General features: G+C 67.4%; 27 protein-coding genes. 7 read left to right on the top strand and 20 right to left on the bottom strand.

All coding sequences use genetic code 11. From position 1 onward, the window contains the following. Positions 1-14: 14 nt before the first annotated feature. From AB7I40_RS17910 to AB7I40_RS17900, 3 genes are read right to left on the bottom strand one after another with little or no spacing between them, the layout of a single operon-like run. Positions 15-356 carry a cupin domain-containing protein gene (locus AB7I40_RS17910; protein WP_428344496.1) on the bottom strand — a complete coding sequence of 114 codons (342 nt, stop codon included), beginning with the start codon at positions 354-356 and terminating at the stop codon, positions 15-17. Continuing rightward, the gene (locus tag AB7I40_RS17905) at positions 353-817 is read right to left on the bottom strand and encodes a TspO/MBR family protein (protein ID WP_428344495.1); all 465 of its coding nucleotides are present in this window, start codon (positions 815-817) and stop codon (positions 353-355) included. Before AB7I40_RS17905 ends, AB7I40_RS17910 begins: the two co-directional genes overlap by 4 nt. Positions 818-846: 29 nt before the next feature. Beyond that, a complete protein-coding gene (locus AB7I40_RS17900) occupies positions 847-2388 on the bottom strand; it encodes a gamma-glutamyltransferase (protein WP_428344494.1) in 1542 nt (513 codons plus the stop codon). A gap of 59 nt (positions 2389-2447) precedes the next feature. On the opposite strand from AB7I40_RS17900, the gene AB7I40_RS17895 reads away from it, so the two are divergent. Further along, positions 2448-3155, top strand: a complete 708-nt coding sequence (locus AB7I40_RS17895) for a M50 family metallopeptidase (RefSeq protein WP_428344493.1) — start codon at positions 2448-2450, stop codon at positions 3153-3155. 121 nt (positions 3156-3276) lie between these two features. On the opposite strand, the gene AB7I40_RS17890 is transcribed toward AB7I40_RS17895, so the two are convergent. From AB7I40_RS17890 to AB7I40_RS17845, 10 genes are all read right to left on the bottom strand, one after another. Further along, positions 3277-4404 (bottom strand): hypothetical protein, encoded by a 1128-nt coding sequence (locus tag AB7I40_RS17890; RefSeq protein ID WP_428348113.1) that lies wholly within the window; start codon positions 4402-4404, stop codon positions 3277-3279. Then, positions 4404-5009: an ABC transporter ATP-binding protein gene (locus AB7I40_RS17885; RefSeq protein WP_428344491.1), complete on the bottom strand. Its 606-nt coding sequence runs from the start codon at positions 5007-5009 to the stop codon at positions 4404-4406. The genes AB7I40_RS17890 and AB7I40_RS17885 overlap by 1 nt, the downstream gene beginning before the upstream one ends. Positions 5010-5041: 32 nt before the next feature. Continuing rightward, positions 5042-5938: a hypothetical protein gene (locus AB7I40_RS17880; RefSeq protein ID WP_428344490.1), complete on the bottom strand. Its 897-nt coding sequence runs from the start codon at positions 5936-5938 to the stop codon at positions 5042-5044. A 152-nt stretch (positions 5939-6090) separates the two neighbouring features. After that, complete coding sequence (locus AB7I40_RS17875; RefSeq protein WP_428344489.1) at positions 6091-6585, bottom strand: hypothetical protein; 495 nt, start codon at positions 6583-6585, stop codon at positions 6091-6093. 121 nt (positions 6586-6706) lie between these two features. Beyond that, positions 6707-7003, bottom strand: a complete 297-nt coding sequence (locus tag AB7I40_RS17870) for a hypothetical protein (protein ID WP_428348112.1) — start codon at positions 7001-7003, stop codon at positions 6707-6709. 601 nt (positions 7004-7604) lie between these two features. After that, the gene (locus AB7I40_RS17865) at positions 7605-8039 is read right to left on the bottom strand and encodes a hypothetical protein (RefSeq protein WP_428344488.1); all 435 of its coding nucleotides are present in this window, start codon (positions 8037-8039) and stop codon (positions 7605-7607) included. 90 nt (positions 8040-8129) lie between these two features. Continuing rightward, entirely contained in the window at positions 8130-8828 is a 699-nt protein-coding gene (locus AB7I40_RS17860; RefSeq protein ID WP_428344487.1) for an alpha/beta fold hydrolase, read from the bottom strand. A gap of 30 nt (positions 8829-8858) precedes the next feature. After that, the gene (locus AB7I40_RS17855) at positions 8859-11210 is read right to left on the bottom strand and encodes an ATP-binding cassette domain-containing protein (protein WP_428344486.1); all 2352 of its coding nucleotides are present in this window, start codon (positions 11208-11210) and stop codon (positions 8859-8861) included. Between the two features lie 90 nt (positions 11211-11300). Continuing rightward, a complete protein-coding gene (locus tag AB7I40_RS17850) occupies positions 11301-11711 on the bottom strand; it encodes a VOC family protein (RefSeq protein WP_428344485.1) in 411 nt (136 codons plus the stop codon). A gap of 10 nt (positions 11712-11721) precedes the next feature. Next, positions 11722-12093, bottom strand: coding sequence for a helix-turn-helix transcriptional regulator (locus AB7I40_RS17845; protein WP_428344665.1), 372 nt, complete (start codon positions 12091-12093; stop codon positions 11722-11724). 159 nt (positions 12094-12252) lie between these two features. Here AB7I40_RS17845 and AB7I40_RS17840 point away from each other — a divergent pair, with 159 nt between their 5' ends. Beyond that, positions 12253-12594 carry a nuclear transport factor 2 family protein gene (locus AB7I40_RS17840; protein ID WP_428344484.1) on the top strand — a complete coding sequence of 114 codons (342 nt, stop codon included), beginning with the start codon at positions 12253-12255 and terminating at the stop codon, positions 12592-12594. After that, positions 12591-13397, top strand: coding sequence for a putative protein N(5)-glutamine methyltransferase (locus AB7I40_RS17835; protein WP_428344664.1), 807 nt, complete (start codon positions 12591-12593; stop codon positions 13395-13397). The genes AB7I40_RS17840 and AB7I40_RS17835 overlap by 4 nt, the downstream gene beginning before the upstream one ends. A 5-nt stretch (positions 13398-13402) precedes the next feature. On the opposite strand, the gene AB7I40_RS17830 is transcribed toward AB7I40_RS17835, so the two are convergent. Together AB7I40_RS17830 and AB7I40_RS17825 are read right to left on the bottom strand one after the other, a co-directional pair. Next, on the bottom strand, positions 13403-13924 hold the full coding sequence (locus AB7I40_RS17830) for a ferritin (RefSeq protein WP_428344483.1): 522 nt from the start codon (positions 13922-13924) through the stop codon (positions 13403-13405). Between the two features lie 375 nt (positions 13925-14299). Next, entirely contained in the window at positions 14300-15316 is a 1017-nt protein-coding gene (locus AB7I40_RS17825) for a zinc-dependent alcohol dehydrogenase family protein (protein ID WP_428344482.1), read from the bottom strand. Between the two features lie 54 nt (positions 15317-15370). On the opposite strand from AB7I40_RS17825, the gene AB7I40_RS17820 reads away from it, so the two are divergent. After that, positions 15371-16900, top strand: coding sequence for a UDP-N-acetylglucosamine 1-carboxyvinyltransferase (locus tag AB7I40_RS17820; RefSeq protein WP_428344481.1), 1530 nt, complete (start codon positions 15371-15373; stop codon positions 16898-16900). 190 nt (positions 16901-17090) lie between these two features. On the opposite strand, the gene AB7I40_RS17815 is transcribed toward AB7I40_RS17820, so the two are convergent. Next, positions 17091-17372: a GIY-YIG nuclease family protein gene (locus AB7I40_RS17815; RefSeq protein ID WP_428344480.1), complete on the bottom strand. Its 282-nt coding sequence runs from the start codon at positions 17370-17372 to the stop codon at positions 17091-17093. Between the two features lie 381 nt (positions 17373-17753). Next, a complete protein-coding gene (locus AB7I40_RS17810) occupies positions 17754-18020 on the bottom strand; it encodes a zf-TFIIB domain-containing protein (protein ID WP_428344479.1) in 267 nt (88 codons plus the stop codon). Between the two features lie 91 nt (positions 18021-18111). Between AB7I40_RS17810 and AB7I40_RS17805 the strand changes: the two genes are divergently transcribed. The 3 genes from AB7I40_RS17805 (at position 18112) to AB7I40_RS17795 (ending at position 20850) form a co-directional block, all read left to right on the top strand. After that, complete coding sequence (locus tag AB7I40_RS17805) at positions 18112-18918, top strand: glycerophosphodiester phosphodiesterase (protein WP_428344478.1); 807 nt, start codon at positions 18112-18114, stop codon at positions 18916-18918. Beyond that, the gene (locus AB7I40_RS17800) at positions 18905-20293 is read left to right on the top strand and encodes an MFS transporter (protein WP_428344477.1); all 1389 of its coding nucleotides are present in this window, start codon (positions 18905-18907) and stop codon (positions 20291-20293) included. Before AB7I40_RS17805 ends, AB7I40_RS17800 begins: the two co-directional genes overlap by 14 nt. A 173-nt stretch (positions 20294-20466) precedes the next feature. After that, the gene (locus tag AB7I40_RS17795) at positions 20467-20850 is read left to right on the top strand and encodes an RNA polymerase-binding protein RbpA (RefSeq protein WP_428344476.1); all 384 of its coding nucleotides are present in this window, start codon (positions 20467-20469) and stop codon (positions 20848-20850) included. Positions 20851-20874: 24 nt separating this feature from the next. Here AB7I40_RS17795 and AB7I40_RS17790 read toward each other — a convergent pair whose 3' ends face one another. From AB7I40_RS17790 to lnt, 3 genes are read right to left on the bottom strand one after another with little or no spacing between them, the layout of a single operon-like run. Next, on the bottom strand, positions 20875-21372 hold the full coding sequence (locus tag AB7I40_RS17790) for an FxsA family protein (RefSeq protein ID WP_428344475.1): 498 nt from the start codon (positions 21370-21372) through the stop codon (positions 20875-20877). After that, the gene (locus AB7I40_RS17785; RefSeq protein WP_428344474.1) at positions 21369-22130 is read right to left on the bottom strand and encodes a polyprenol monophosphomannose synthase; all 762 of its coding nucleotides are present in this window, start codon (positions 22128-22130) and stop codon (positions 21369-21371) included. Before AB7I40_RS17785 ends, AB7I40_RS17790 begins: the two co-directional genes overlap by 4 nt. After that, positions 22127-23656 (bottom strand): apolipoprotein N-acyltransferase, encoded by a 1530-nt coding sequence (lnt, locus tag AB7I40_RS17780; protein ID WP_428344473.1) that lies wholly within the window; start codon positions 23654-23656, stop codon positions 22127-22129. The genes AB7I40_RS17785 and lnt overlap by 4 nt, the downstream gene beginning before the upstream one ends. Positions 23657-23825: the final 169 nt, after the last annotated feature.

Below are 23825 nucleotides of genomic sequence, written 5' to 3'. Positions count from 1 at the left end.
GGGGCTCATCAGGGTCACTCAGGTGCGATGTAGACCTTGCGCAGCGTCTCGTGGACGGTCCAGGAGGTCTGCTCGCCAGCCGACAGTCGGACAGCCACCCCGGGGGACAGCGCGAGCTCCTCGCCGTCGTCGAAACGAACCGTGCCGCGACCGGACACGACGATGAACACCTCGTCGACCTCGGTGTCACGGGCACCACCCACGGTCATCTCCCAGATCCCGATCTCCACCCCGCCCAGGGAGTCGAGAGGGGTCGAGGCAGCCGTGGGTTCTCCGTCGATCAGGTCCTCGACCGGCAGCGGCTCGTGCTGCAGGGCAGCTGCGACCACATCGCTGCTCAACAGCCGAGCGCTCACCGGTTCCTCCGCCAGATCGAGGCGTTGAGGGTCGAGGCGAACCCCACCCAGAGGGCGTACGGCGTCAGCATGGCAGCGGCGGCCCGATCGACCTTGGCGGAGCGGCGCACCAGGTCGAGACACGACACCTCGAGGACGGCGATCTCCGCGAGGGCGAGGTCGGGGCGGTGCGCCTTGAAGAACAGCCAGTTCCAGCCGCCGTTCAGCACCAGGTTGGCACCGAAGGCAGCCTCGAATTCCCTGGCCTCGTCGGCAGGGAGTCGGTCGATGGTCCGGGCCGCGCCGACGGCCATCAGGGCGTACAGGGTCGTCCACGCAGGCCCGAAAGCCCACCCCGGGGGTTGCCAGGCCGGCTTGTCGAGCCGCGCGTACCAACCCGACCTGACATCGGTGCCGAGGCCACCGATCACGGCGGTGGTCGTCACGGCGGCAGCGGTGCGGACGAGGGTGCGAGCGGCCATGTTCGCCAACCTACCCACCCCGCGGTGACTCAGCTGACCCCGGTGGCGGCAGCACGCCGGGAGTCTCCTGCGGCGGTGAGCTGGCCATCGGGGGAGTGGTAGGCGGCGCCCACTCCGCCGAAGTACATGTGCGGTTCGGGGTACTCGTGCCCGGACAGGCCGCTCGCGGCGACCGCGGCCTCGATGTCGCGATCACGTTCGTACTCGACGCGGAAGGAGCCGTCCTCACCGAGACGCAGGTGCACTCGTGGATCCGCGATAGCGGACTGCAGGTCGGCGTGCCGCAGGCAGCCCTGGCCCAGCACGAGCATCAGCGCCGTCGTGATCCGGTCCGCGCCGGGAGAGCCGATGGCCAGGACTCGTCCGTCGTCGGTCCGGCCGGTGGTCGGAGCCATGTTGGAGGCCAGGCGGGTGCCCGGGGGAGCGGCATGCAGCCCGCGTCGGTTCAGTTCCATCTCCCCGAGACTGTTGTTGAGCAGGATCCCGGTGCCAGGGATGGTCATGCCGGCGCCGTACCCGCTGCTCACCGTGATGGCGCACGCGTTGCCCAGGGAGTCCACCGCCGAGATGTGGGCCGTGGAGGGTGAGGTCCGCAGGGCCTTCAGGCCGTCGGCGCCGACCGCTCGCAGCAGGGCCAGCCCGTCGGCTGTGAGATCGCCGGACAGGTCGTGCACGGAGGTCCGGTAGCCCAGTACGGCGCGCTGGATCTCGATGGCGTCCGCCCAGGTCCAGCCGCCGTGTTCGGCATCTCGCCGCGCCAGCTCACCGAGCATGATCGCCAGCATCGGGCCGCCGACCGACGGGGGCGGGTTGGTGGCGATGTGCCAGGCACCCACGTCGAGGCAGTACGCCGGCCGCACGACGGCCTGGTAGGCGGCGAGGTCCTCCGCGGTGATGAGACCACCGTTGGCCGCCATGTCGTTGACGAGCGCCCTGGCCACCGCACCGTGGGTGAAGAGTGACGGTCCTTCGGTGGCCAGCTGCTCGAGTGTGTCGGCGACCAACACGTTGCGGGTCCGCTCACCGCCGGCCAGCACTCCGCCATCGGGTCTGGTGACGAGCGCGTGCGCCTCGGGGTCCGAGCCGAACAGGGTGTCGGCGGTGAAGCCCAGGTAGAGGGAGGCCGCCGAGCTCATCGGGTAGCCGTCCCGACCCGCGGAGATGGCCGGAGCAACGAGCCGGGCCCAGTCCAACCGGGCGAAACGTTCGTGTGCCACGTCGAAGGCGGGCACGATGCCTGGCGTGGCCACCGAGCCGTGACCGGCGTGCATCGTGACTCCGCCCCCGTAGGTGGTGACGACTTCACGGACACCGCCGCCGCGCCGTTCGGGCGGGAGCCCGCGCCCCGGCATCTCCACGTTGCCGTCGATCACGATCGGCTCGCCGCCGGCCGGCCAGGCCGAGATGAATCCGCCCCCGCCGATGCTGACCACCCCGGGTTCGGTCACCATGGCGACCAGCGCGGCGGCCATCGCCGCGTCGAAGGCGTTGCCACCGTCGGCAGCCACCCCGAGTCCGGCCTCGAGAGACTGCTGGCCGGTGGCCGCGACGGCGACCTGGTGCGAGCTCACCGGTCCATGATGTCAGCCGGAGCGGCGTGGGGCTTCGCCTGCGCCCGTACGGTGACCCCATGATGGAGCCGATCACAGACGTCTGGCGCGAGGTGACCGGCACCCAGCCGGTGCCCGACGGGGTGGTCCTGGCGTCGTTCCTGTTCGCGCTGCTGCTCGTGGTGGTGCCGCGGCCGTGGCGGATCGCTCGGCACGCGCTGACGATCGCGCACGAGGGGAGTCACGGGGTCGCCGCTCTGGTCACGGGGCGGCAGCTGGCGGGCATCAGGCTGCACTCGGACACGTCGGGCCTCACCGTGTCCCGTGGTCGTCCGACGGGACCGGGAATGGTGGTGACGGCGGCGGCGGGTTATGTCGGGCCGGCCGTGCTCGGTCTGGGCGCCGCCTCCCTGCTCGGGGCCGGCCACGCCCTCGCAGTCCTGTGGCTGGCGGTGCTGCTGCTGGCGTTGCTGTTGCTCCAGATCCGCAACTTCTACGGCCTCTACGCCGTCCTGGTGGCCGGGCTCGGCGTCTTTGCCGTGTCGTGGTGGGGAAGCGCCGGGTGGCAGTCGCTGGCGGCGTACGCCGGCACGTGGTTCCTGCTCCTGGGGTCCCCGCGCGCTGTGATCGAGCTGCAGATCCATCGCCGGCGGGGGAGAGGGGGGTCCTCGGATGCCGATGCCCTGGCTCGGCTGACCGGGCTGCCTGGGCTCGTGTGGGTCGGCTTCTTCCTGGTCGTCACCGTGGCGTGCCTGGTGGTGGGCGCCGCGCAGCTCGTCGATCTGTGAGAGGTCAGGTCAGGCAGCGATCATGCGTTCGGCGACCGGTCAAGACCCCGTGGCGTTCGCTGAACTCACGGATGGAGGCGCCGGCCGGGCTGCAGATCACCCTGTTCGAGGAACTGGCTCCCTAGCGCTCCTTGAGAGCATCCAACGGCGACGGCCGCGGAAGGAACGCCCAGATCGAGGCCACGGCGGTCGCGGTCAGAGCGCTGACGAGGCCGTAGCGCATCATCTCGGGCCACAACACGAACCAGCTGGTACCGGATGCGGCGGCGAACGATGCCGCGGCCGCCAGCCCGATCGCCACGCCGGGGACCAGGTGGAGGGAGAACTCGACCTCCCTGATCACGAGCAAACAGACCCTGCCGGCCCCGAGCGTCGCATAGAGACCGTCGTCCGCCCGAGTGGTCCATCGCATCAGCAGCCAGGTCAGGGCCATGAGGAGGCCAGCGATCCAGGGACCCTTCCGCAACGGGCGGCTCTCCCAGAGTGCGGCATAGTCCTGGGCGTACTTTCCGCCCACGAGCCGGTCTGCCACCGTCACATGACTGTCGGCCCCATCGGCACCGACCAGGGCCGGAAGCGCATCGTGGAGACTCTCGCGAGCAGCAAGGTCGGCGCGCACGTAGCAGGCGTCCGCCAGGCCGGTGGGGGCCTGCTCGAGGACAACTCCGGAGCCGTGCTCCTCGGCCAGGACCGCGAGAGTTCGCACCGCTCCCACCTGGACGGCGCCGAGTGGCAGCGTCACATCGCGGGTGACGGGGTCGGGCGGGCCGGACCGCTGGTGCCGCGCCGGCTGCGATCCAAGCGCCACATGAGAGCCGACCCGCCATCCATACTTCCGGGCCAGATCCTCCGAGACCAAGGCACGTCCACCGAGTTCGGCGGAGCCGAGCACACGAGTGATTCCAGGGGTGACGCCGAGGATGGAAATCGGGTCGCCGGGTGCCACCGAGAGCTGAGCAGCTGGCAGCAGGGTCACGGCGCCGGCTCCCCACACGCCCTCGATCTGGTTGAGCCGCTCGCATCCCGCACGACCGACGCCTTGCTCGCTGCTGGCGACCAGGACGTCTCCACCGTCGTGCAGCCAGTCGCTTTCCTGGCTGAGCAATCCGCTGACGTGCTGGAGATCCGCACTCAAGGGGACGGCCACCACGGCCACGAAGACGACGTGGAGACCGATGGTTCGCCATCGTCCATGAAGCCAACTATGGCTCGCCTCTCGAAGGGCCGCTCCGAGGAGCCAGCCACTCATCAGCGCCTCACGGTCGCTACGTCGCTCAGGCGACCGTCGGTGAGCCGCAGGACCCGATCACACCGCTGCGCCAGCTCGGCGTCGTGGGTCACGAGCACCAGGCCACGTCGCTGGCTCGCCGCCAACAGGGCATCCATGACCAGGCGGCTGGTTGCCGAATCGAGCTGGCCGGTCGGCTCGTCGGCCAGGAGGAAGGGACGTCGGCTGGCCATCGCGCGCGCGATGACGACCCGCTGTGCCTCGCCCCCGGACAGGAGCCGCAGGGGCTCGTCGGCGCGTGCCCCGAGAGCGACCCGCTCGAGCGCCGCCCTGGCCCTACCGTCGGCCTTGCGCCAAGTCGCAGCGTCGGCGAAGCAACCGAGTCGGACGTTGGCGAGGACGGATCGATCGCGCAGCACGTTGGTCGTCTGGAGAACCCAGGAGACCCACGGCTCGGGTGGTTGCAGGCCGTCCCTCCCACGGGTCTGGACTCCGACCCGACCGGAGTCCGGTTCGATCAGGCCTCCCAGGATGGCGAGGAGGGTGGTCTTGCCCATGCCGGAGGGCCCCACGATGGCGATGCTCTCGCCTCGCCGCACGTCGAAACCGACCTCGTCGAGAACCATGCGCCCCGCGAAGGAGTGGACAAGTCCGCGACCTAGGAGCCGCACGTCAACTCATCCAGGATCTGGGCCGGGTTCGCGAGCACGCCGCGCAGGCCATCGACGGGGTCGAGGTCCACGACGCCGAGCTCCCCGGCACGAACCGTGACTGGCACCGCCGGACCGTGCCGGTCGGGGTAGACGCAGGTGGTGCCGTCGGCATCCACGATCACACTGGCTGCGGGCACGCGCATGACGGGCGCAGCGCGACGTGCCCTGACGGTTGCGGCGGCCTCGCGGTCGACGGCGAACGCAGGGGAGAGGCGCCTGACCAGCTCAGGTGTGGTGACCGACTCGGCGCCTCCTTGGTAGAACACGCTGAGCTCACCCAGTCGGAGCGTGTAGCCACCCGGTACGGCAGGTACGCCGGCAGGTGGCTCGGCGACGTCGACCCGCTGCAGTGTGGAGCGTGACCTCAGGATCACGGAGTCCAGGGCCACGCGGTCTCCCACCTCCACGACGATGGAGGAGTGCAGGAGCGGACGCGGGCCGATCCAGGCAACCGACGACGCCAGGAAGGTCGTGCCGGACGTCTCCCGCCCGGTGGCGAAGTTGTGGTCGCGAACGGCCCGGGCGGTGGAACTGCCGAATTCTGGTGAAGGTGCCGTGTGCAGGCGCCCGATCGACACCAGGAACCGGTCGAGGCGAAGGACGTCTGTGCCCATGTCACCCGGAGCCAGGTCACGGAACAGCGGAGCCGGTCCACCCATGGCGAGGATCGGGGTGTCGTCAACGGCAAGCAACTGCTCGGTTGGCCGCACCGCGCTGCCGGGCCGGACGAATATCTCGGTGACGATGCCGTCCGCGCCCGACCGGACCAGGCGTGCCGGTGCGAGCCGTGCTTTGAGGGAGACTTGATAGCTGATCCGCGAGTCCCCGAGGACAATCGGCACCACGACGGGGCGAGGCGTTGTGCCGCTGAGCGTCGGCGCAGGGGAGTGGCTGTCCACTGCGATGGTGAGTCCCGCGCCAAGTGCCAACAGGATCGGAAAGGCAACTAATGCCAGTCCCCATGTGGTCAGCGACATGACCGCGCGACGGGTCACTAGTTCACGAATCCTGCCTCGGCGAAGCAGTCCGTTCCCTGGCTTGAGAGAATCTCACGCACTTTCAGTTCAATCTCACTACGCGATGCGGATTCGGCAATATCGGTGCCTGACTTTCTCAGGCAGTCGACGATGACGGGCTTTCGCTTGGCGAATTCGGCTTCGATGGCCTCGAGTGAGGTGGGTTGGGTTTGATATTCACCTTCGACCAGGAGCGAAAATTTGGCGACGCAGGCGTCTGCCACCGCCAGCGTCTCGTCATCGGTTCGGCCCTCGGAACTGTCGGAAAAGCCGTACACGATCATGGGAAACCCGCGACTGCGATCCACGCGATCGTCACCGACGACGTCGATGCCGGCATCGCGCATGCAGGCGACGCTGCGTCGTACGGCGCCTTGGTAGTCAGCAAACGAGATATTCTCGCCGGAATCCAGAATGGCCAGTTGCGACGCATCAGCCGCCTTGCGATCACCCTGTGGATCAACGACGGCCACATTTCCTTGATTCCCGTCCGCCAGGGTCTCTCCTGGCCGACCATGAGAATCAGCGGTCGAACACCCGGACAAGATCAGCGCCACCACCAGCGTCGCAATGGGCGCGAGGCTCGCTGGACAGCTACGGCGCAATTTGGGTTTGACCCTCGTACAATTCCGCAGAGCTTGCGCTCTGAGCATAACTGGCACCCTCCTTCCACGATGTCCAGTAATTGTTGGCGCTCCACGCCGCATCGTAGTGGTGCCGAACCCGACCGTAACTGCAGCCATTGAGACTGACCCACCGATAATCGTTCGAGTAAACGTTGCCCGTGTCCCACAGACAGCCCGCCGCTTGGGCCGGCAAGGGCGCCACGGCCAGCATGGGTGTCGCGAGCGTCGCGGCCGCCAGCAATTTGGGTATGAGAAGCTTCTGCATTGCGATTCCCCTTTGCGAATCCGAGCGCCTAGGAGCAGCATAAAATGTTCAGAAGCTCGTAGTCCAAGTGGTAACCATGACACCCGGTCGGTAGCTAGTCAATAGACGTGCACCAAGTGGGAAGAATGTCACCATTGTCGGCTAACGGGAAGAATTATCCAAGAAAGTCTAGAATGCCCGTGAGCCGCCGAATGTCGCTTTCGTGCTCTTAATGGCCGCCGAGCCGACATCCCGCCCGAGGTCGGGCGACCGCGACGAGCAGGGGGCATGTGGCAGGAACTTGGGCGATGACCCTACCCGGCCGGGTCGTCCGTGACGTACTGGCTGATTTGGCGACCGTTGAGCATGAGCGTCCCCGATGGGGCTTGGCCTTCCGGACTGAGTCGGCTGTCGTTGGTCCGATCTATTGAGGAGGCACCAAGGTCGTCCGCGGGACTAGCCTGCCGACGAGGCACAACGGAGAAGGGCGCTGCAGCCTTTCTGCAGGTCAACTGCGCTTTTCCCCTGGTCCGAGGTAGGGGAGCGACGCCTATAATCTGATGCATTACGCAGACCTCTACCTGACATAATGTCCGTTATCGGCGACTTTCTAGGACGCACGTCACGACCACGGAGGATCGAACCGGTGCACATACCTTCGGGCGCGTGGCTGAGGGTCGTCGTAGTACTGGTCGGGCATGCGGTGGTCATGCTGGAGGCAGAACTCGGCAAGGTTCGTTGCGATCTCGACGCGGGCAAGCCGGTAGCCGACGAAGTCCTCGTTCACCCTGATCAGGTCTTCCTCCGAGTGCCACCCGGAGTGGTCGAACGCCCAGTCTCTCCAGGTGGCGAATGTGTGGAAGACCTGATCCTCGTCGGCGGCGCGAAGCGCGGCGATGCCGATCGACTGTGCCGGATATAGCTCCCTACAGGTCCAGGCGAGTATGTGGCAGCCCCCTGCAGCAAAGAACGCGCGATCGGTCCTCTGCCAGGACAGCAGTTGGTCGTCGCGTTCGGCTTGCGTGCGCCGATAGACGCTGGCTGCTTGAAGTCCCACGAAGAGGGACTGTATCGACCTGACGCCTGCTCCCGCTGTCACAACGGTGCAGCCTGCACGATTCTGACGCCGGATTGCGGTTGTTGGACGTCACAGTCGTGCAGCGTGCACGGATGCGGTCTCGATGAGGTGCTGGGTCAGCTCGGCTGGGTGCGCCAAGGCGATCAGGTGGCCACCCGGCAACACCGTGACGTCGAGTCCGAGGCGTTCACGAGCGACCCGCCGCTGGAACTCAGGTGGGAAGAGTCGGTCGTCGGCGCCTACAACGACCCGGGTCTCGACCTCGGGCCAGGCCTTCAAAGGCCATGGCTCGCTCAGGGGCCGATCTGCCTGGGCTGGCTCTCCGCGGGCGAAGATTTCGTCACGGACGGTCGCAGGGACGTCGTGGAAGAAGTCCTCCACCGGATCGAAAGGCGCAGCGGGGTCACGACCGGCTGCCGCAGCAGCCTCCGCCGCGGCCTGCCCCTGTCCGGTCGTGACCCACCAGTCACCGAACGTCTCCCCGTGCATGGGGATCATGGCGTTCAGCAGCACCAACTGAGCGACGTCGAGCCGTCCGACTGCCAAGGGCGCCGAGAAGCCGCCCATCGACTGGGCAACCATGGTGATGCGGCGCAGCTGTGCGCCCGCGTCGACGATGGCGTCGGCGTACTCCGCAAGCCCGGCTCCAGCATCGCCTGCCGGCAGCGTCACGGCCACCGCGCGGTGCCCCTCGGCCTCGAGCAGCGGGACAAGGGACATCCAGTACGACGCGTCGCCGCCCGCACCTGGAACAAGGAGGAAGTCCATGCCAGGACAGACTCCCCGCCACGGCCAGACTCATCGCGCGACGTACGCCGCCAAGTGTTGGCCGGTCAGAGTCGACTGGGCCGCGACCAGATCGGCGGGGGTGCCTTCGAAGACGATGGCTCCCCCGTCGTGCCCGGCACCCGGGCCGAGATCGATGATCCAATCGGCGTGCGCCATCACGGCCTGGTGGTGCTCGATGACGATCACCGACTTCCCCGAGTCGACGATCCGGTCCAGCAGACCGAGCAGGTTCTCGACGTCGGCCAGGTGCAGCCCCGTGGTCGGCTCGTCCAGGACGTAGACGCCGCCCTTGGCGCCCAGGTGCATCGCGAGCTTGATCCGTTGGCGCTCACCACCTGACAGCGTGGTCAGGGGCTGTCCGATCGTCAGGTAGCCCAACCCGACGTCCGAGAGGTGGCTCAGGATCGTGTGGGCTGCCGGCACCGATGACTCCGAGGCGCCGAAGAACTCGGTCGCCTCGCTCACCGGCATCGTCAGGACCTCACTGATGTCCTTGCCACCGAAGGTGTAGTCGAGCACCGAGGCGTCGAAGCGCCTGCCCTCGCAGTTCTCGCAGGTGGTCGCGACGCCCGCCATGATCGCCAGGTCGCTGTAGATCACCCCAGCGCCGTTGCAGGTCGGACAAGCACCCTCGGAGTTGGCGCTGAACAGGGCGGGCTTCACGCCGTTGGCCTTCGCGAAGGCCTTGCGGATCGGCTCCAGCATCCCGGTGTACGTCGCCGGGTTGCTGCGCCGTGAGCCGCGGATCGCGCTCTGGTCGACGGTGACCACACCTTCGCGTCCCGACACCGAGCCTCTGATCAAGGAGCTCTTGCCTGACCCCGCGACGCCGGTGAGCACGACCAAGACGCCGAGCGGGATGTCGACGTCGACGTTGCGGAGGTTGTTGGTGTCTGCTCCGCGCACCTCCAGTGCGCCGGCCGACGACCGCACCGAGTCCTTCAAGGTCGCGCGGTCGTCGAGGTGCCGACCGGTGATCGTGTCGCTGGCTCGCAGACCGTCGACGGTGCCTTCGAACATCACCTGGCCACCGGCGTTGCCTGCCAGCGGACCGAGGTCGATCACATGATCGGCGATGGCGATGGTCTCCGGCTTGTGCTCGACCACCAGGACCGTGTTGCCCTTGTCCCGCAGCTGCAGCAGAAGCTCGTTCATCCGTTGGATGTCGTGCGGGTGAAGCCCGATCGTCGGCTCGTCGAACACGTAGGTGACGTCGGTCAACGACGACCCGAGATGCCGGATCATCTTGGTGCGCTGGGCCTCGCCGCCCGACAGTGTTCCCGACGGACGGCTCAGGCTGAGGTATCCGAGCCCGATGTCGACGAAGGAGTCGAGGATCTCCCCCAGAGCTGTGACCAGCGGTGCCACCGACGGCTCATCCAGCTCGTGCACCCACGCGCTGAGGTCACTGATCTGCATCGCGCACAGATCAGCGATGTTGACACCCTTGATCTTCGAGGAGCGGGCAGCGGCGCTGAGCCGGGTGCCCTCGCAGTCGGGGCAGGTGGTGAAGGTGATGGCCCGCTCCACGAACGCCCGGATGTGTGGCTGCATCGCATCGACGTCCTTGGCCAGGAACGACTTCTGGATCTGCGGGATCAGCCCCGAGTAGGTCAGGTTGATCCCCTCGACCTTGATCTTGGTCGGTTCGCGGTGGAGCAGGTCGTCGAGCTCCTTGGCGGTGTACTTCTTGATCGGCTTGTCCGGGTCGAAGTAGCCGCAGCCCCGGAAGATCCGGCCGTACCACCCCTCCATGCTGTAGCCCGGGATGGTCAGGGCGCCCTCGTTGAGCGACTTCTCCTCGTCGTACAGGGCGGTCAGGTCGAAGTCGTTGACCGAGCCGCGGCCCTCGCAGCGAGAGCACATGCCGCCGAGGATCTTGAAGCTCCGCCGTTCCTTGGTCGTGCGACCAGCCTTCTCGACGGTGACCGCGCCGGCACCGCTGATCGAGGCGACGTTGAACGAGAACGCCTGGGGCGACCCGATGTGCGGTGTGCCCAACCGGCTGAACAGGATCCGCAACATGGCGTTGGCGTCGGTTGCGGTGCCGACCGTCGAACGGGGGTCGGAGCCCATCCGCTCCTGGTCGACGAGGATGGCGGTCGTCAGGCCGTCGAGGACGTCGACCTCGGGCCTGGCCATCGTCGGCATGAAGCCCTGGACGAACGAGCTGTAGGTCTCGTTGATCAGTCGCTGTGACTCGGCCGCGATCGTTCCGAACACCAGCGAGCTCTTGCCCGAGCCGGACACGCCGGTGAACGCGGTCAACCGGCGTTTCGGGATCTCGACCGAGATGTCCTTCAGGTTGTTGACCCGCGCACCCTGCACGCGGATCAGATCATGGCTGTCGGCCGTCGTCATGGAGTCTCCCTCTGTCGCACGGACCCTTCGAACGAACGGGCGCGCGGCCGAGTTCCTGCGAGCACGCAATCAGCATCATCGGCGCTCCATTCAGCGCACCTCGTTGATGCGCAGCAGGTTCCCGGCAGGGTCGCGTACGGCGCAGTCGCGGATGCCGTAGGGCTGGTCGATCGGTTCCTGGACTATCTCGGCGCCGCCGTCCGCCAGCTTCGTGAAGGTGGCATCCAGGTCGGGCGTGGACAGGCTGAGCATGGCGTAGGTGCCCTTGGCCATCATCTGCGCGATGGTGCGGCGCTCGTCGTCGGTGATGCCGGGGTCGGCGGCCGGCGGGTTCAGGACCAGGGAGACGGACGGCTGCTGTGGGTGACCCAGCGTGAGCCAGACCATGCCGTTGTAGCCGACGTCGTTGCGCACCTCGAAGCCGAGCAGGTCGCGGTAGAAGGCCAGCGAGGCCTCCTTGTCGAGGTGGGGCAGGAAGGCGTAGTGAATGCTGATGTCCATGGCGGTCAGGTTAGTTGCGGACCGTGGTGGGTGCTTCTCGATTCCTGATCGGTCTCGTCACCTGCTTGGTGACGCAGGACGGCATCTCGGTGCCGGGCCGGACCTGATCGCGGTAGGCGCTGGGGGGCATCCCGACCAACTCGGTGAACCGCGTGCTGAACGTGCCCAGCGACGAGCACCCGACCGCGAAGCACACCTCGGTGACGCTGAGGTCGCCCCGGCGCAGCAGCGCCATGGCCCGCTCGATGCGGCGCGTCATGAGATAGGCGTACGGCGACTCGCCGTAGGCCAGCTTGAACTGGCGGCTCAGGTGGCCGGCCGAGAGATTCACTCCGCGCGCCAGCGCTTCGACGTCCAACGGGTGGGTGTAGTCGCGGTCCATCCGGTCTCGCACCCGTCGCAGGAGCGCCAGGTCGCGCAGGTGCTGCGCCTCGGCGCTCGTGCTGCTCACCCCTCGATCGTGTCATGTCGGTGTGAGAGGTTCCAAGCCTCTCGGAGGCCTGCCTCTGCATTGTCGGTGGGCGTGGCTACTGTCCAGAAGGTGACCACCACTGCGGACCTCCCACTCGCCATCGAGACCTACTTGGCTGCCTCGCTCACCCGTGACGCCCCAGCCGCCGCTGCCGTGCTCTCCCCGGAGGTGCGGGTGCTGGACGACGGTGGGACCTACGTCGGTCACGCTGCGGTGATGGAGTGGTTCGAGAGGGCGGCCAGCGAGTTCACCTACACGACCACCCTCCTGGAAGCCACCAGGATCACCGACGGCACCTGGGTGGTCACCAACCGCCTCGACGGCAACTTCCCAGGCAACACGGTCACCCTCGACTACACGTTCCAGTTGGGCGCCGATGGCCGCATCGTGGACCTCGTCATCGCTCCCTGACGGCTAGACTCTCCCCCATAGCCACCGCCCTCGCTGACCTCGTCGCCCGGCTCCGGGCTGCCGGCTGCGTCTACGCCGAGGACGAGGCCGCGCTCATCCTCGAAGCTGCCAGTCGCCCTGATGACGTCGAGGTGCTGCTCCGGCGCCGCGAGTCCGGCCTCCCCCTCGAGCAGGTGCTGGGCTGGGCCGAGTTCCACGGGCTACGCATGCTCGTCGAGCCGGAGGTCTTCGTGCCGCGCCGGCGCTCCGAGGTGCTGGTCGACGAGGCGCTGAGGCTCGCGTCCCCCAGCGCGCTGATCCTGGACCTGTGCTGCGGCTCCGGCGCCCTGGCGACTGCGCTCGCCCATCGGCTGTCGGGCGCCGAGGTCTGGGCCAGCGACCTGCATCCCGCTGCCGTGCGATGCGCCCGTCGCAATCTCGCGCCGTACGCCGCACACGTGGTCGAGGGCGACCTCTACGACCCGCTCCCCCGGCGGCTGCGCGGCACGGTCGACCTGCTGGTGGTGAACGCGCCCTACGTGCCCACTGACGCAGTCGCGATGATGCCGCCCGAGGCCCGCGACCACGAGCCTCGGATGACCCTCGATGGCGGACCAGACGGACTCGACCTGCAACGACGCGTCATCGTGGAGGCCGGTGCCTGGTTGGCTCCCAACGCGCACCTGCTGATCGAGACCAGTCAGGGCCAGGCGCCGGTGACGGCGGCAGCCATGGCGGCCGCCGGGTTCAGCGTCCGCGTGGTGCGCGATGAGGAGCGAGACGGGACCGTGGTCGTCGGCTCACTCGCGGCCGGCTGCTCCTGATCCGGTCAGAGCCCGGAGGTCGCTTCGGTGGTCGAGACCGGGCGGAGGCCGAGTTCCTCGTCCAGACGCAGCAGGCCGGGGCCGTCCTCCTTGATCAGCTTGATGTTGCTGACGATGTTGCTCACGGTCGCCTCCTCCTCGATCTGCTCGTTGAGGAACCAGTTGAGCAACGGCCGGGAGTCCAGATCGCCTTCGGTCTCCGCCGTCCGGTACAGGTTGCGGATGCCCTCGGAGACTCGCTGCTCGTGCGCGAACGCGGCTTCGAAGCACTCCAGCACCGAGTCGATGCTCACGTCCGGGGCTTCGATCGCGCCGATCACCGGATGGTTGTCACGGTCCGACAGGTGGTCGATGAACTTGTTGGCGTGCACGATCTCCTCGTCTGCCTGGTGGCGTAGCCAGGTGGCCATGCCGGGCAGGTCGCGGATCTCCATCTCGATGGCGAGCTGGCGGTAGACCATCGACGACCGGAACTCCAGGGTGATCTGGGCGTTGAAGGCGGTCTCGAGCGCAGGTGTCAGCTTCATGGCTCAACTCTAGTGGGCCACGCGCTGGGGACTGATGGCCCGGTCGCCCGAGTTGGCATCGCCCATTCGGGCAGGGTTCCTAGTCCGTGCGGGTCAACGTGGACCGATGTCGATGACATCTGCGTTGCTCCGAGGTCCAATCGGTATCAGAGACGGTGACGAATGTCTCTTGAGACCAAGACCCGAACAGGAGGAAACGCCATGTGGGACACCGTTGACACCAGCAGCACGTGCTTGTCGCACGACATGCCGTGCCCTCACTGCGGGCACGGCGCACACGTCTACTTCGCCTGCTCCGACAGCTGCGACTGCGTGCCCGTCGGCCGCCGTGAGGCTTTCGCAGCCGCCTGAGCCGAGCTCTCGCCGCACACCGCGTCAGGGCTCGATGAGCACCTTGATCGCTTCACGCTGATCCATCCGGCGATAGCCCTCGGCGACGTCGTCGAGCGGCAGGCTCTGGTCGAACACCAGACCCGGGGTGATCGCGCCCGAGGTGACCAGGTCCAGGAGCTCAGGCAGGTATTTGCGGACCGGGGCCATTCCCCCGGCCAGCCCGACGTTGTTGCGGAACATCCGGCGCACCGGCAGCTCGACCCCGTGGGGCACGCCGACGAAGCCGACCGTCGCCCCGGGGCGCACGGCATCGAAGGCGGTCGTGATCGACTGTGCGGTGCCGACACACTCGAGGACCGCGTCGGCCCCCACTCCCCCGGTGAGTTCCATGATGCGCTCGGTCGCCTCGTCGCCGCGCTCGGCCACGATGTGGGTGGCCCCGAAAGCCGTGGCCACCGCCTGTCGGGGCGCGTGCCGCGACAGTGCGATCACCTGCTGCGCACCCATCGTCTGGGCGGCCAGCACTCCGCACAGTCCGACCGCGCCGTCGCCGACGACGACCGCCGTACTGCCGGGTGTGACCCCGGCTGCGACCGCGGCGTGCCAACCCGTCGCCATGACGTCAGAGAGCGCGAGCAGCGAGGGCATCAGAGCGCTGTCGGGCACTCCCCCGGTGGACACCAGGGTGCCGTCGGCCTGCGTGACCCTGGCGTACTCGGCCTGGCCGCTGAGCGTGAAGCCCAGGTTCACGCATCCGGACTGCGCACCATTCACGCAGTGGACACAGGTGTTGTCGCAGTGGTCGAAGGGAACGATCACGAAGTCGCCGGGACGGAAGGCGCGCACGTCGGCCCCCACCTCCTCGATGACACCGATGCACTCGTGGCCGATCGTCGATCCCGGATCGATGTCGTTCTCGCCGCGGTAGGGCCACAGGTCGGAGCCGCAGATGCACGCAGCGACCACCCTCACGATGGCATCGGTGGGGAGGTCGATCGTCGGGTCCGCGACGTCCGAGAGGCGAATGTCGCCGGGGGCGTGGATGGTGGTGGCTCGCATTCGTCCATGCTGCCACCAGTTGCGTTATCTCATATCTGAGATACGGTGGATTTCATGACCCAGGACTATCTCGGACGTATCGGCAACCTGATCCGCGACGCACGCAAGCACCGCGGCTGGACGCAGCAGCAGCTCGCTGACGTGCTCTCCACGAGCCAGAGCGCGGTGAACCGGATCGAGAAGGGCCACCAGAACCTCTCCCTCGAGATGCTGGCCAGGATCGGTGAGGCCCTGGACTCCGAGATCGTGACCCTGGGTCAGCCGGGCCCCACCCACCTGCGGGTCAACGGGCCCACGACGCTGTCGGGCACCATCGACGTGAAGACCTCGAAGAATGCGGGCGTGGCGCTGCTGTGCGCCTCCTTGTTGAACAAGGGTCGTACGACGCTGCGCCGGGTGGCGCGCATCGAGGAGGTCAACCGGCTTCTCGAGGTGCTCAACTCCCTCGGCGTGAAGACCCAGTGGCTCAATGAGTTCAATGACCTCGAGATCATCCCGCCGGCTCAGCTCGACCTGGCCAACATCGATCAGGAAGCCGCACGGAGGACCCGCAGCATCATCATGTTCATGGGCCCGCTGCTGCACCGCGAGGAGGTCTTCGACCTGCCGTACGCGGGTGGCTGCAACCTGGGGACCCGCACGGTCGAGCCCCATATGGCCGCGCTGCGCCCCTTCGGCCTCGAGGTGAAGGCGACTGACGGGATGTACCACGCGTCGGTCAACCGAGCCATCGAGCCCGGCCGTCCGATCGTGCTCACCGAGCGCGGCGACACGGTCACGGAGAACGCACTGATGGCTGCCGCGCTGCACCCCGGGACCACGGTCATCCGCAACGCCTCGTCCAACTACATGGTCCAGGACCTGTGCTTCTACCTCCAGAAGCTGGGAGTGCTCGTGGAGGGCATCGGCACCACCACCCTGACGGTCACCGGCCTGGCGTCGATCGACGTCGACGTGGACTACGCGCCTAGCGAGGACCCGATCGAGGCGATGTCCTTGCTCGCGGCCGCCATCGTGACCAACTCCTCGATCACCATCCGTCGGGTGCCCATCGAGTTCCTCGAGATCGAGCTGGCGCTGCTGGAGGAGATGGGCTTCAACTACAGCCGCACCGAGGAGTACGACGCCGCCAACGGGCGCACCCGGCTCGTGGACATCGATACCCGCCCGTCGCGGCTGCACGCCCCGTTGGACAAGATCCACCCGATGCCGTTCCCCGGCCTCAACATCGACAACCTGCCGTTCTTCGCCGTGATCGCGGCGGTGGCGGAGGGCCAGACGCTGCTGCACGACTGGGTGTATGAGAACCGCGCGATCTATCTGACCGAGCTCACCAAGCTGGGTGCCACCGTCAAGCTGCTGGACCCGCACCGGGTCCTCGTCGAGGGCCCGACCCACTGGTCCGGGGCCGAGATCGTCTGTCCGCCAGCACTCCGCCCTGCCGTCGTGATCCTGCTGGCCATGCTGGCCTCGAAGGGCACCTCGGTCCTGCGCTCGACGTACGTCATCCACCGCGGCTACGAGGACCTGGCCGAACGTCTCCGGGCACTGGGCGCGGACATCGAGACGTTCCGCGACTTCTGAGGCTGCCGCCCTTCGGTGGTCGGGCCGGGCTTCGGTGGTCGGGCCGGTCTTCGGTGGTCGAGCTTGTCGAGACCACGTGGTGTTTCGGTGGTCGGGCCGGTCTTCGGTGGTCGAGCTTGTCGAGACCACGTGGTGTTTGCGTGGTCGGGCCGGTCTTCGGTGGTCGAGCTTGTCGAGACCACAAGCCGCGTCATGACGACTTCGATCTCGCCAACGCCGGCAGATCTGCCAGGCGCCCCTCGATGAGTGCGATGCGCTTGGCGCGACTCCAGTTCTGGACCTGCTTCTCGAACGCGAACGCGGCCCCTACGTGCTCGAACTCGTACGTCCACCTGAGTCGGACGGGCAGCCGACACTTGGTATAGGCCGAGCCTCGGCCAACGCGATGTTGCTCGAGCCTGAGTTCCAAGTGCCTGGTGCTGCCGACGTACAAGCTGCCATCAGAGCATTCAAGGATATAGACGTGGGCCATGGCGTGAGCCTGTACTTGGCCCCGCTCGGTCGCAACCAGTGTTCAGCGGCCCTGTGGACAGTGTGGTCTCGACAGGCTCGACCACCGACGGGGCTCGGTCGTGGGGTGGTCTCGACAGGCTCGACCACCGACGGGGCTTGGTCGTGGGGTGGTCTCGACAGGCTCGACCACCGACGGGTGGGCTCGACCACCGACGGGGCTTGGTCGTGGGGTGGTCTCGACAGGCTCGACCACCGACGGGTGGGTTCGACCACCGACGGGTGGGCTCGACCACCGACGGGTGGGCTCGACCACCGACGGGTGGGCTCGATCACCGACGGGTGGGCTGGACCACCGACGGGTGGGCTCGAGCACCGACAGGGTGGGCTCGAAGGACGAGGGTCAGCCGAAGAGGGTCTCGACGAATGAGCGCGAGCGGGTGGCCATCGGGGGCGGCATCTCCATGTCGGCGGTGATCCGCGGCAACGGCTGGGTGTGTTGTCCCGAGCTGCGGTGCCACTCGTTCTCGGCCTCGCTCAGGGCACCGAGCTCCATGCGCTCGAGGAAGATGCCGTGACCTTCGGGGCACTGGTGAACCGAGACGCCACTGACGACGCGTTCTGCGAACTCGGCTGAGCAACGGGGGCACGTCAAGGATTCCGACTCCATGAGGGTCACCGTACGCCGACCAGCGAAACCTCGCCGCGCGACCCGCGGCTCGTACGACGGGGATCCGCCTTGCACGGTGTTGAATGCACGGGTGACTCCCCCGCTGACCGGGTGCGCCTACCTCGATGAGCCCGGCACCGTCCTGGCGTTCGCCCACCGTGGTGGCGCGCACCATCCCGACATCGCCGGCCTCGAGAACACTCTCACTGCGTTCAAGCACGCTGTCGGGCTGGGCTACCGCTATCTGGAGACCGATGTCCACACGAGCAGCGACGGAGTGCTCATGGCCTTCCATGACACCGTGCTCGACCGGGTCACCGACCAGGTCGGTGCAGTCGCCTCAGCCAGCTTCGATGAGCTGCGCGCTGTCCGGATCGGAGGTCGGGAACAGATCCCCACCCTGGCCGAGCTCTTCGACGCCTGTCCCGACGCCAGGTTCAACATCGACCTCAAGTCCGACTCCGCTGGCCCGGCCCTCGTGGCGTTCCTCTCCGAGCGGCAGGCCGAGAGCCGGGTGCTGATCGGGTCATGGTCTTGGCGCCGGCTGCGTGCCTTCCGTCGCCAGACCGGCGGCCGCGTGGCGACCTCGGCCAGCCCGCTCGAGACCGTGCTGTTCCTGCTGCTGCCCGTCCGGGTCGCCGACCTGGTCACCGGTCGTCAGGTCAGGGCCTTCCAGATCCCCCACCGCTACGGCCGGCTCACCCTCGCCTCGCCGTGGTTCATCCGCAGACTCCACTCGGTCGGCAAGCATGTCCACATCTGGACGATCGATGACGCGGCCGAGATGGACCTGCTCCTCGATCGCGGTGTCGATGGCCTGATGACCGATCGCACCGACATACTCAAGGCCGTGTTGCAGCGCCGCAGCCTGTGGAGGGGCACCCATGACGCATTCTGAGCCCGACGGCATCGCCGACCTGCGCCCCGTCGTCGCGTCGATGCATCGCCAGCAGAAGGCCTGGAACTGGTACGACTGGGCCAACTCGGCGTTCTACACGACCGTCCTGTCGGTCATGTTCGCGCCCTACATGATCACGGTGGCCGGCAGGGCGGCCGGATGCGTGGATGCCGATGAGACCTGCAGCAGGACCGTCAACCTGCTCGGTCTGCACCTGGCGGCCGGCTCCCTGCCCAGCTACCTCACCAGCTTCGCCACGATCGTCAGCGCCCTGATCCTGCCGATCGTCGGCGCGTTCGTGGACCGCTCGGGGCGCAAGAAGTGGCACATGGCCGGCTATGCCTACGCGGGCGCCTTCTTCGCGGGCCTCCTGTTCTTCCTCAAGGACGACAACTGGCAGCTCGGCGCCGTGGCGGTCGTGCTGAGCAGCATCCTGGCCGGGTGCTCCCTGGTGAGCTACTACGCGATCCTGGTCGACATCTCCACCGAGGACGAGCGCGACCGGGTGTCGTCTCGAGGCTGGGCCTGGGGCTACCTCGGTGGCGGGGTCCTGCTGGCCGTCAACCTGACGATGTTCCTGCTGCACGACACGTTCGGACTGACCGAGGCGATGGCGGTGCGGCTCTCCCTGCTGTCGGCGGCGCTCTGGTGGGCCGGCTTCACCCTGATTCCGCTCGTCCGGTTGCGCAACTATGCCCCGCGCAACGTCGTACCGGTCCAGGGCACGATCCTGCAGCGCAGCTTCGGTCAGCTGTTCATGACGCTGAGGGACCTGCGCAACTACCCGATGACCCTGACGTTCCTGCTGGCCTATCTGTTCTACAACGACGGCATCCAGACGGTGATCTACGCGGCCTCCACCTACGGTTCCAAGCAGCTGAAGTTCGACCAGAGCGTGCTGATCGCCACCATCTTGCTGATCCAGTTCGTGGCGTTCGGGGGTGCGCTGTGGTTCGGTCGGCTGGCCGGGAAGTACGGCGCCTACCGATCGATCCTCTGGGGGACCTTCGCCTGGATGGCCATCGTGGTGCTGGCGCTCTTCCTCCCTGAGCGCGACGTCGCCCTCTTCGTCACCCTGGCCATCGCCATCGGGATCGTGCTGGGTGGCACCCAGGCCCTGTCCCGCTCGTTCTTCAGCCTGCTGATCCCACGCGGGCGCGAAGGCGAGTACTTCAGCCTGTACGGCGCCGCGGAGCGTGGCACGTCATGGTTCGGGACCCTGCTGTTCGGGGTGATCTTCCAGATCACCGGGTCCTACCGGCCCGCCATCTTCGCCCTGATCATCTTCTTCGTGCTGGGTGCGATCTTCCTGCTCCGACTCGATCCCCGTCGCGGGATCGAGGAGGCCGGGAACCGGGTCCCGGCGGTCGTCTGAGTCGCTGCAACGGCTCGCGTGTGGCGTTGGACACACTTCGCCGAATTGGAATCCTCGCGGACCGGAGTACGTTGGAGTGGGTGTAGCCGCAATTCGGTGCGGACACGTCATGAAGTGCGGGGGGATCCGTCTCCTTCATGACGTCGGGGAACAACAACTTTTGGAGGTGGCACATGGCGGAGCGCACTTTGCGTGGTGCTCGGCTGGGCGGCCAGAGCTTTGAGGACGAGCGTGGCATTGAGTTCGCTGCTCGTCAGCAGGTCGGCTACGACTGTCCGCAGGGACACCTGTTCGACATCACCATGTCGGTCGAGGCCGACATTCCCGCAGTGTGGGAGTGCCCGCGTTGCGGCGCCGAAGCGGTCAGCCGCGACGGCATCGAGCGCGAGGTCAAGGCTGAGAAGCCGGCTCGCACCCACTGGGACATGCTTCTGGAGCGTCGCTCCATCAAGGAGCTCGAAGACATCCTGAGTGAGCGGCTCGCGTTGCTGCGCGGCGGCGAAATCGGCCCGGCGCACCTGCACCGCGCCACCAGGAACAAGAAGGCATCAGCCTGAGCTGACGCCTTCGGCGCACGAGGGTCAGTCGCCCTCGTCGACCACCTCGCCCTGGACCACGGATCCGCTTTGCGATCCAGGTCCGGGGCGTTGTGCGTCCTGGCCTGGGAATCCGACACCCGGGAACCCGCTGGCGAGCAGCTTTCGCGTGACGACACCGGTGAGCAGGGCCCGGAACACCGGTCGGGTGAACGGCAGGATGATGAGGATGCCGAAGGCGTCGGTGACGAAGCCCGGCGCGAGCATCAGGGTCCCGCCGATCAGGATGAGCGCTCCGTCGGCGAGCTCACGGGCCGGCATCTTCCCACTGCTGAGTGCGGTGTTCAGCGATCTCCAGGCGCGCGAGCCCTCACGCTTGATCAGCCACGCCCCGAAGATGCTGTCGGCTATCAGCAGGAGGATCGTCCACCATGCTCCAATGACCTGGCCGACCTGGATCAGCACCCAGATCTCCAGCAGGGGCACCGCCAGGAACAGCAGGAACGCGACCCACAACGGGATCCGGCGTCGCCGGGTGCTCATCTTCCCCGCCAGCGATCCAGGGTGCGGCGCACCTGGCTGCGTCGCTCGTGCAGCCCCCAGCGCGTGATCCGCTTGATCGATTCGGTGGCGACATCACCACTCATCTTCGAGTCGCCGCGCACCCGCTCGATGAACTCGATGGGGACCTCGGTGATCGTGAGTCCTGCCTGCTGTGTGCGCCACGCGAGATCGGCCTGGAAGACGTAGCCAGCTGATTCCACTGAGCCCAGGTCGATCTTCTCCAGGGTCCCCGAGCGAAAGAGCCGGAAGCCCGCTGTGGCGTCGCGGACCCGTGATCCGAGCAGGATCCGCACGTAGAGGTTGCCACCACGAGAGAGGAACTCGCGTGACTTGGGCCAGTTCACCACCGAGCCGCCAGGCACCCAGCGAGACCCGATCACGAGGTCAGCGTGCTCCAGGGCCGTGAGCAGCAGGTGCAGCTGCTCGGGCTGGTGGGAACCATCGGCGTCCATCTCGCCGATGACGTCGTAGCCGGCCGCGAGGGCCTCCTTGAAGCCGTGCAGGTACGCCGCCCCCAGGCCGGCCTTCTCGGTGCGGTGCACCACGCGGATCTGCGGATCCGCAGCTGCCAGACGGTCGGCTATGTCACCGGTGCCGTCCGGGCTGTTGTCGTCGACGATCATCACGTCGACGTCGGGCTGGGCGGTGCGCAGGCGTCCCACGATCCACTCGAGATTGAGGGCTTCGTCGTAGGTCGGGATGACCATGATGATGCGGCCCAGGGCCGGGTTGCTCACGTGAGGACCTCGATGTCGTGCGGCTGGGTGGCGATCCGGGTTTTGCGACCTCGACGATACGGGACCAGGGAGAACGCAGTGGCCAGAAGAGCCGTCAGGATGGCCGCCCGTCCGATCCAGGGCCCCAGGATGACCCCCGGGGGCACTTCGTCGTGCAAGGCCACCTCCTCGAGGAGCACTTTCTGGGTCCGCGGTGCGGCCTGCGAGACGACGCTGCCGTCGGGGGCGATCACCCCGGAGATGCCGTTCGTGGCGGCGACCACGACGTAGCGGCCGGTCTCGATGGCACGCAGCCGGGTGATGGCGAACTGCTGCTCGATCTGGGTGGTGTGGATGAAGGTCGCGTTGCTGGTCTGCACGACGATCATGCGCGCCCCGTTGCGGACCTGGTGGTAGAGCCCGTCGTCGTAGGCCACATCGAAGCAGATCGCATCGGCCACCGGGGTGCCCGCGATCTGGAGCGGCTCGGTCCTGGTGCCCGCCACCATGTCCCGGGGCACCAGCGCCAGCCTCCCGACCATGCTGGTCAGAAGCCCGTTGCGATAGGGGATGTATTCGCCCATCGCCACCGGGTGCCTCTTGGTGTAGCGATCTCCGCCGCCGACACCGGGGTTCCAGACGATGCCTTGGTTGAGCACCTGCGAGTTGCCGGGGGCATCTGCGATCGCACCCACGAGGATCGGAACGCCGATCGCGTTGGAGGCCGCCCAGATCCCCGCGTTGGTCTCTGCGTCGGTGAACGGGTCGACAGCCGTGGAGTTCTCCGGCCAGATCACGAAGTCGGGCCGCGGTTGGCGGCCGGCGGCAACGTCGTCGGCCAGTTGCACCGTGGAGTCGACGTGGTTCTGGGTCACCTGCCGGAAGTCCAGCAGGATGTCGGACCCGTCGCCGGGCACGTTGCCCTGGACCGCGGCGACCGTGACGCTGCCGTCGCTCGCGCTGTGCCAGGTCATGAGGGACGGAGCCAGGAGCAGCACCAGGGACGCGGCCACCGCCAGCGCGACGGCACGAGGACTCGCCCGGAACCGTAGGACGCCCCAGGCGAGCGTCGAGCCCAGCAGCGCCAGCAGGAGCGAGGTGCCGTTGCCGCCCACCCACGGGAACGCGGCCGCGACGGGGGTGTCGACCATGGCGTAGGACACTCGCCCCCAGGGCATCCATCCGGTCGTACCGCTGGACCGGAAGACTTCACAGGCGACCCAGGCGGCCGCCGTCCACAGGGGCCACCATCGAAGTCGGGTGACCAGCGCGGTGACCGAACCGAGGACGGCGTAGAACGCGGCCTCGAGCGTGGCCAGCGCGATCCAGGCATCGGGCCCGACGACCCGCATCCAGAAGATCAGCACGTACATGAAGCCGACCCCGAACATGAAGCCCGGGACCAGCGCCCTGCCGACACCGAGTCCCCGCACGCAGAGCACGAAGGCGGCGATGCAGAAGGGGACGACGACCGGTTGGTTGAACGGCTCGAAGGCCAGCGCCAACACCACGCCGGCCACGAGGGCGGCGAACGTCCGGAGCAGCACGTGGGAAACAGTAGTGGCCCGCAGAAATCCGTCGGTGAACCGGACCTGCAGGCCAACTGGATGCAGTCACGGAAGGGGACCCGAACCCTTCGGACCAACCCTGGGCCGACTGGCTGTCGGCATCGGGAAGTTGTCTACGGAGTCCGGGCCCCTTCCGCATCCACCCTCA

The sequence above is a fragment of the Nocardioides sp. genome (assembly GCF_050246775.1).
Classification (GTDB): Bacteria; Actinomycetota; Actinomycetes; order Propionibacteriales; family Nocardioidaceae; genus Nocardioides.
The sequence above is the reverse complement of the archived record's forward strand: the minus strand, read 5'-3'. Positions and strand labels throughout refer to the sequence as shown.